At 62.2% G+C, this 6048-nt stretch carries 7 protein-coding genes; 3 read left to right on the forward strand and 4 right to left on the reverse strand.

Annotation, left to right across the window (positions count from 1 at the left end):
* Positions 1 to 128 precede the first annotated feature (128 nt).
* The 3 genes from VGH54_RS11895 to VGH54_RS11905 form a co-directional block, all read right to left on the reverse strand.
* Positions 129 to 1238: a dihydrodipicolinate reductase gene (locus VGH54_RS11895; protein WP_331512196.1), complete on the reverse strand. Its 1110-nt coding sequence runs from the start codon at positions 1236 to 1238 to the stop codon at positions 129 to 131.
* Positions 1239 to 1301: 63 nt separating this feature from the next.
* Complete coding sequence (locus tag VGH54_RS11900; RefSeq protein ID WP_331512197.1) at positions 1302 to 2498, reverse strand: cytochrome P450; 1197 nt, start codon at positions 2496 to 2498, stop codon at positions 1302 to 1304.
* Positions 2499 to 2511: 13 nt separating this feature from the next.
* Entirely contained in the window at positions 2512 to 3297 is a 786-nt protein-coding gene (locus VGH54_RS11905) for a spirocyclase AveC family protein (RefSeq protein ID WP_331512198.1), read from the reverse strand.
* A 209-nt stretch (positions 3298 to 3506) separates the two neighbouring features.
* Here VGH54_RS11905 and VGH54_RS11910 point away from each other — a divergent pair, with 209 nt between their 5' ends.
* Complete coding sequence (locus tag VGH54_RS11910) at positions 3507 to 4172, forward strand: helix-turn-helix domain-containing protein (RefSeq protein WP_331512199.1); 666 nt, start codon at positions 3507 to 3509, stop codon at positions 4170 to 4172.
* A gap of 27 nt (positions 4173 to 4199) precedes the next feature.
* Here the strand turns inward: VGH54_RS11910 and VGH54_RS11915 are convergent, their stop codons facing one another.
* On the reverse strand, positions 4200 to 4580 hold the full coding sequence (locus VGH54_RS11915) for a hypothetical protein (protein ID WP_331512202.1): 381 nt from the start codon (positions 4578 to 4580) through the stop codon (positions 4200 to 4202).
* Between the two features lie 213 nt (positions 4581 to 4793).
* On the opposite strand from VGH54_RS11915, the gene VGH54_RS11920 reads away from it, so the two are divergent.
* Positions 4794 to 5519, forward strand: a complete 726-nt coding sequence (locus tag VGH54_RS11920) for a hypothetical protein (RefSeq protein ID WP_331512200.1) — start codon at positions 4794 to 4796, stop codon at positions 5517 to 5519.
* Positions 5516 to 6048, forward strand: a 533-nt coding sequence (locus VGH54_RS11925; RefSeq protein ID WP_331512201.1) for a hypothetical protein, incomplete at its 3' end; no start/stop codon positions are given. The genes VGH54_RS11920 and VGH54_RS11925, both read left to right, overlap by 4 nt.

The following is a 6048-nucleotide window of genomic DNA, read 5'->3' on the forward strand; positions in this document are numbered from 1 at the left end:
CCCCACCAGACGCGAGTTAATGCCGTCGGCCTCGAGCTGACGGGCGACGAGGTGGCCGCATCACCACACCGACGGCGATCGCCACCGCCAACCACGGTGAGCGCTTCATCGAGCGGAGTCAAGTCGACTCAAACTTGTTGCGTTGCAAAGACATTCTTCGGAATGGTCAATGGCAGGTCGACGGCGCTGAAGAGCCCGGGCGCAGCGTTGACGACATAGGGCACGGCGTTGACGACGCGCATCGCGGTGGCCACCATCGCGCCGGCACCCGAGGTCATCGAGGCGATACCGGCCCGGCCGGGGTCACGCAGCGTTGCCGCCAGGGTGCAGTCAATGTCGGGATCGCCGGTGATCACCACGCGGTAGGACAGGTCACCGATACCGGTCGGCCAGTCCGGAGCAACGCTGTGCGCCAGCCGGGTGACGTGTTCGACGATGATCGCCTCGCGACCATCTACGACGCCGATCGCTTTCATGCGGATCGCGCCGCAGGTTCCCGCCTCGACGGTACCCATTGCGACGTGCAGGGTTTCGTTGGTCACGGCGCGGTCGAATTCTTCGCGGACTTCTTGGACTTCGACACCAAAGGCGTCGCCGATCAAACGGAGTTGCCCCGCCCACTCACCGGCGATCGCGCCCGGGAAAGAGATCCAGGGCTGGTAGTCCAGCGGCTGTCCGAAGCCCAATCCGTTGATCATGATGTCGGGCACGCCGTAGTCGTCATAGAGCCCGATCTCATAAGAGTGGATCGACTCGATCGAGGAGGATTGGGTGGACAGCACGAGCGGCAGGTAGTCGGCGGCGAAGCCGGGTTCGATGCCCGAGGCGTACAGCGATACCTGTCCTTGCTTGGCTGCGGTGGCCAGTTGCTCGCGCCACTCGGCGGGCTCGTAGGCATGCGGATTAACCAGCCGGGTGGTGCTGGTGGTGACGACGTTGATTCCCGCTGCAAGCAATTTCACGTAGTCGGGAATTGCCAGGGCGTCGCGTTCGGGCCCGGCCGCCGCGTAGATCACGCAATCGGGCTTGAGGGCGATGAGCGCATCAGCGTCGTTGGTCGCTGATATACCGATGGGATCGCCGTTGGCCAGCTCGCCGGCATCTTTGCCCACCTTTTCGTCGGAGTGCACCCAGACTCCGACCAGCTCGAGGTTGGGGCGGTTGGTGACGGTGCGAATAGCGATCGACCCGATCCCCCCGGTCGCCCATACCACCACGCGGTGCTTACCAGCGGTCATCTCTTCCTCCTGAATTGCCCTAAACCTGTTGTCCTGCAACCGATCTATTATTCAACGGTGTTGCTATGCGATCTTGACCGGCAGCCGGGCCCAGCCCCGCACACTGGAGGTTCGCGCCCTGCTGGCGTGTTCGTAGTCGACGTCCCAATCGGTCCACCGCTTGAACACCTCCTCGAATGCGACCCGCGCTTCCAGCCGAGCCAGCGATGAGCCGAGGCAGAAATGCAAACCTTGCCCGAAGCTCAAATGTGCTGCCGTGCGGTGGATGTCATAGCGATCGGGGTCAGGAAAGTGCTTCTCGTCGCGATTAGCCGATGCGTTGAGCAACAGCATGTAGGACCCTTCGGTCACAGTCTGCCCGTATAGCTCGGTGTCCTGGGCGACGTAACGCCCCTGCACCGGTGACGGTGGCTCGTAGCGCAGCGTTTCCTCGACCGCTGACGGAATCAACGAGGGATCGGCGACGAGTTCTCTTCGCTGGTCTGGGTTTTCGCCGAGCAACTCACCCATGAACCCGATCAGTCGAGCGGTGGTCTCGCCGCCCGCGCCGGCGATCATCGCGGTGTAGGCGATCACTTCACCGCGGTCAAGGCGGCGCATGGTTCCGTCTGGTTCCTCGACGTGCGCGTTGAGCAGTTCGGTCATCAGGTCATCGGAAGGGTGCGTTGCCCGCCACTCGATGTAATCGGCGAACTGTCCGATCGACTCATCCAGGGTCGTCGCGGTCAGCAGAGTGCCCCCGGATTCCACCGTGATGCTCTTATCGTTGCGCTCGCGGATCCGTTGCTGCCCTTCCTCGGGAATACCGAGCAGGTAGCCGATCGTCCGCATGGGCATGATCGCGCCGAGGTCGGCGACGAAGTCGAAACCGTCCATGTCGCGCAGCGGATCCAGTGCACGCGAACACAGGTCACGCACCAACCCTTCGACCGCCAACATGCGGCGGGGGGTGAAAACCCGCGACAACAGCCGGCGGTGCAGGTCGTGCAGCGGCGGGTCTTCCCATAGCAAGATGCCGGGCGGTATGTCGATGCCGCTGAACAAGACGTCGGCGGTGGTGCCTCTTCCCGAGCGATATGTCTCCCAGTCGTGCAGCGCACGCGAGACATCGTCATAACGACTGAGCGCGTAGAAGTTGTACTTGTCGTTGTAGTACAGCGGGGCCTCGGCGCGCATCCGTTTCCACACCGGGTACGGGTCGTCGTCGATCGTGTGGTCGTACGGGTCGTAATACAAATCGGCGGTTGAATTGCTCGTCACGATCTGCCTTCCGCTAGCGGGGCTGGTTGGGCGTGCCCGGGTATAGCTGCTCGGTGGGTCCTGCGGTCACCCAACCGCCGAGTTTGGTAATGAGATGTGGCGCGAAAACCGAGCCGTAGACAAGGTGGCCGACGATGACAACGGCGACGATGGACAGCACCGAAGACTGCAGTTGACTATTCGATTTCTTGTCGGCCCACATCTCGATGACGTTGCGGCCCTCAGCATCGGTGCGTCCGAGCAGGTAGGTGAAGACCATCATCTCGATGCCCATGGCCAGCGAGTCGTACAGCGGATACTGATGTTTGGTTCCCTCGAATATCGCGAGTCCGGGGATCACGTAGCCGTAATAGAAGTTGCCGAAGTGGGCGCCGGTAATGGCGTTGAACACGAAAGCCCAGCAGAAACCCACCAGCAGGCCGACTGTGAGGAGGGCAATTGGCCTGCGCCAGCGGAATTTTGCGCTCAGCCATCGGCCAAGTGCGGCTCCGATCACGGCGGGAAGAACAAAGTAGGAGACGTAACCGATGGGTACCGACGATGGGAGCCCGCCCCACGTCACGTTCAGCGGCCACCACGACGGCATCCGCGGCAGACCAGGCGGAAACTGCGCGTACATCGCCCAGTCATAGGGGGACTCGATCCAGGAGAACGAGAGCGCGGAGATGCTCAGCAGAAGCAGTGGGTGCACCCGTCGGCGACGGTAGCTCAGATAGGCCCCGACCAGAATAAAAGCGATCCCCGAGACATAGGCGAAGTACATCTGCCCCTCCAGCAGGGGCGTCATCTTCGCGTTCACGGGCGGCCGTCACCGGTCGTAGCGTGCCGCGCCTCGGGGTCGAAGCGGAGAACCAGAGCGAACACCAGAGCTATCAATCCGAACAACGTGCCTAGCATGATCACAGCACCCACGCCCAACACCTCTCCTGGAAAAATACAACCCTTTAGATAGTGACGACTATCCTATAGACAGTCAACCATCAGATTCGGCTCGAGGAGTGAACACCGTTGCCCCAGCGCTCACCCGCCAGAAAGCCGGTCGAGGCCGAGATCTCGGCCTCGGGATCGCGCCGGCCGCGGGGTGAACCACGCAAACTTCTGCTCGCTGCGGCCCGCGACCTGTTCGCCCGCCAGGACTACCGCAGCACCACAACACGTGAAATCGCCGAAGCCGCAGGCGTTACCGAGCATCTGCTGTTCCGCAACTTCGGTTCGAAAGCGGGGTTATTCCGAGAAGCCCTCGTCTTGCCGTTCACCGAATTCGTCGACGACTTCGGCCGCACGTGGGAGTTGGTCGTTCACGAGGAGGCCGACGAAGAGGAAATGGCGCGGCGCTTCGTCGGGCAGCTTTACGACCTTTTCGTCGAACACCAGGGACTGCTGTTGACGCTCATGGCCGCTGAAATCCTCAGCCCAGAGGAGCTAGCCGAAACGGGCATCGCCGACATCAGGCGAGCCCTCACCGTGCTCAGCCAGATCGGCGCGGAAGGCATGCGCATCCGCGGCATGCGTACCAACCGCCCCGACCTGCCGGCTCACTCGACAGTCGCCATGATCGCCGGCATGGCCGCATTGCGTTCGACTTATTTCGGGTCCGAGCAGCCGTCGAGAGAAGCCATCGTCGACGAACTCGTCCAAGCGATTCTGCACGGATTCCTACATCGACAGGATTGACGAGCAACGCCTTTGTCACGCAATAACTTAGGTGTCGGCGCGGGTCCAGAATGAGTGACCCTCCTGCGCGATGCAGATCAGGAACAGGCCGTCGGGCGCCTGCGCGACGTAGTTCAAATACTGCCTGCAGTCGGCGTTCTCTTCCTTGATGCCCGCCATCGGCGGGGAGCGGAACCATCTCGGCTGGTATCGCCTCGGCGAGCCGCAGAACATCAGCCGTCCGGGTTGGGTGGCGGGCACGTAACCGCCGGATACCCCGAACGCGTAGTAGGTGGTGTTGTCGCACGGCGCGCCCAGAACCATGTTCGGAGCGATGCCTGGAGTACAGGCCGGGTAGTCGCAGACAGTCGGCCCTGCAGCAGCCGTCGGCGGCATCAATGCGCCGACTCCGATCAGCGCAGCCACCATCACCACGATGAAACGCACCGAAATAGTTTTGCACGGGCGATAAGAAAATTCTCTTCTTCGGAGAAGATCGCATACGGAAGCCATCCCATGGATTTTGCACGTCCGCATAGCGCATCCGGCCAGCGACTTTGGGGTGATAACGTGATTCTCCGTGTGTAGTCCGGAAAGAGCCGTGAGTCGCGGTGTACTCGCGCCGGCGATTGCTCAGGACCTGTGACGGAATCCGACGCCGACCCATCGACCACCGAAGCTCCAGATTCGCTCGCGGAAGCAGAAGAAGAGCTAATTCGTGCCGAGGAGCGCGCCGAGGCCGCGCGAGCGCGCGCGGCCGAATTGCGTCGGGAGGCCGAGGCCGGTTCGAGCGAACAGTCCGACGCGACCGAAGACGCCGACGGTGCCGACGCCAAGCCGGCTGCCTCGCGATTGAGGGGTCGGTGGCGATGGCGGCTCCGTCGTCCCACCCGGAAAGCGATAGGTGTCGGCACCGCAATCGTGCTCATCTGCGCCTCATTGGCAGCCGGCGGTTACATCGTGTGGCAGCACCGCACACTCGTGCAGCAGCGGCAGCACGCGGCGGAGTTTGCCGCAGCTGCCCGGGAGGAAATTGCAACACTGATGTCGATTGACCCTGCGCACGCCGCGGAAAATATCCAGCACTCCATCGACGACACGACGGGAGCACTCAAGAGCCAGCTGCAAGCGACGTCCGGCTACATGGCCAAGAATGCCCAGGATGCGCAGGTCACCACGAAGGCCACCGTGCAAGATGTCGCGGTCGAGTCGATGACCGATAATTCGGCAGTCGTCCTGGTAGTCGCGAAATCCGACACCATCAACCCTGACAAGTCGGTGCGGCCACCGGTCTTCTGGCGACTCAGTGTCAATATCGATCGGGATGGGGATCGGCTCAAGATGTCGAAACTTGACTTCGTCCAATGAATTCCGAGTCAGAGTCGCCGCTCGACGATGCGGAGATCGCCGACGAGGATCCGGGCTCGCAGAACGCCAGCGCCAAGGCTCCTTCCGTCGGCGAATCGCGTCTCGACCGAACGGCGGCGATCGACCGGATAGCCTCCCGCCTTCTGGAGCACTGGGGTTCAATTCTTTTGACGGCATCGGTCATCGCCGCAGTGGGACTGGCTGCGTGCCTATTCGTTCTTCAGTACCGTCCGGATCGACAGCTCGATGACGCCGCGGCCCAGCGGGCGGTTCGCGCGGCCTCCGACGGCGCCGTTGCGGCGTTGTCCTACTCGAGCGAGAACATGGATCGTGACTTCGCCAGGGCGAGATCACATCTCACTGGGGACTTTCTTGCCTACTACGACAAATTCACCAAAGAGATCGTCATTCCGACGGTGCAGCAAAAGCACCTCGCGCAGACCGCCTCAGTGTTGAGAGCGGCCGTGTCAGAACTGGAGCCGAACTCCGCCGTCGTGCTGGTGTTCCTGAACGAGACCACAACAGGCAA

The organism is Mycobacterium sp., from assembly GCF_036488105.1.
GTDB lineage: Bacteria > Actinomycetota > Actinomycetes > Mycobacteriales > Mycobacteriaceae > Mycobacterium.

Coding starts and splice junctions, on each gene's coding strand:
- VGH54_RS11895 (WP_331512196.1), bottom strand. CDS start 1,238: ATGACCGCTGGTAAGCACCGCGTGGTGGTATGGGCGACCGGGGGGATC.
- VGH54_RS11915 (WP_331512202.1), bottom strand. CDS start 4,580: ATGGTGGCTGCGCTGATCGGAGTCGGCGCATTGATGCCGCCGACGGCT.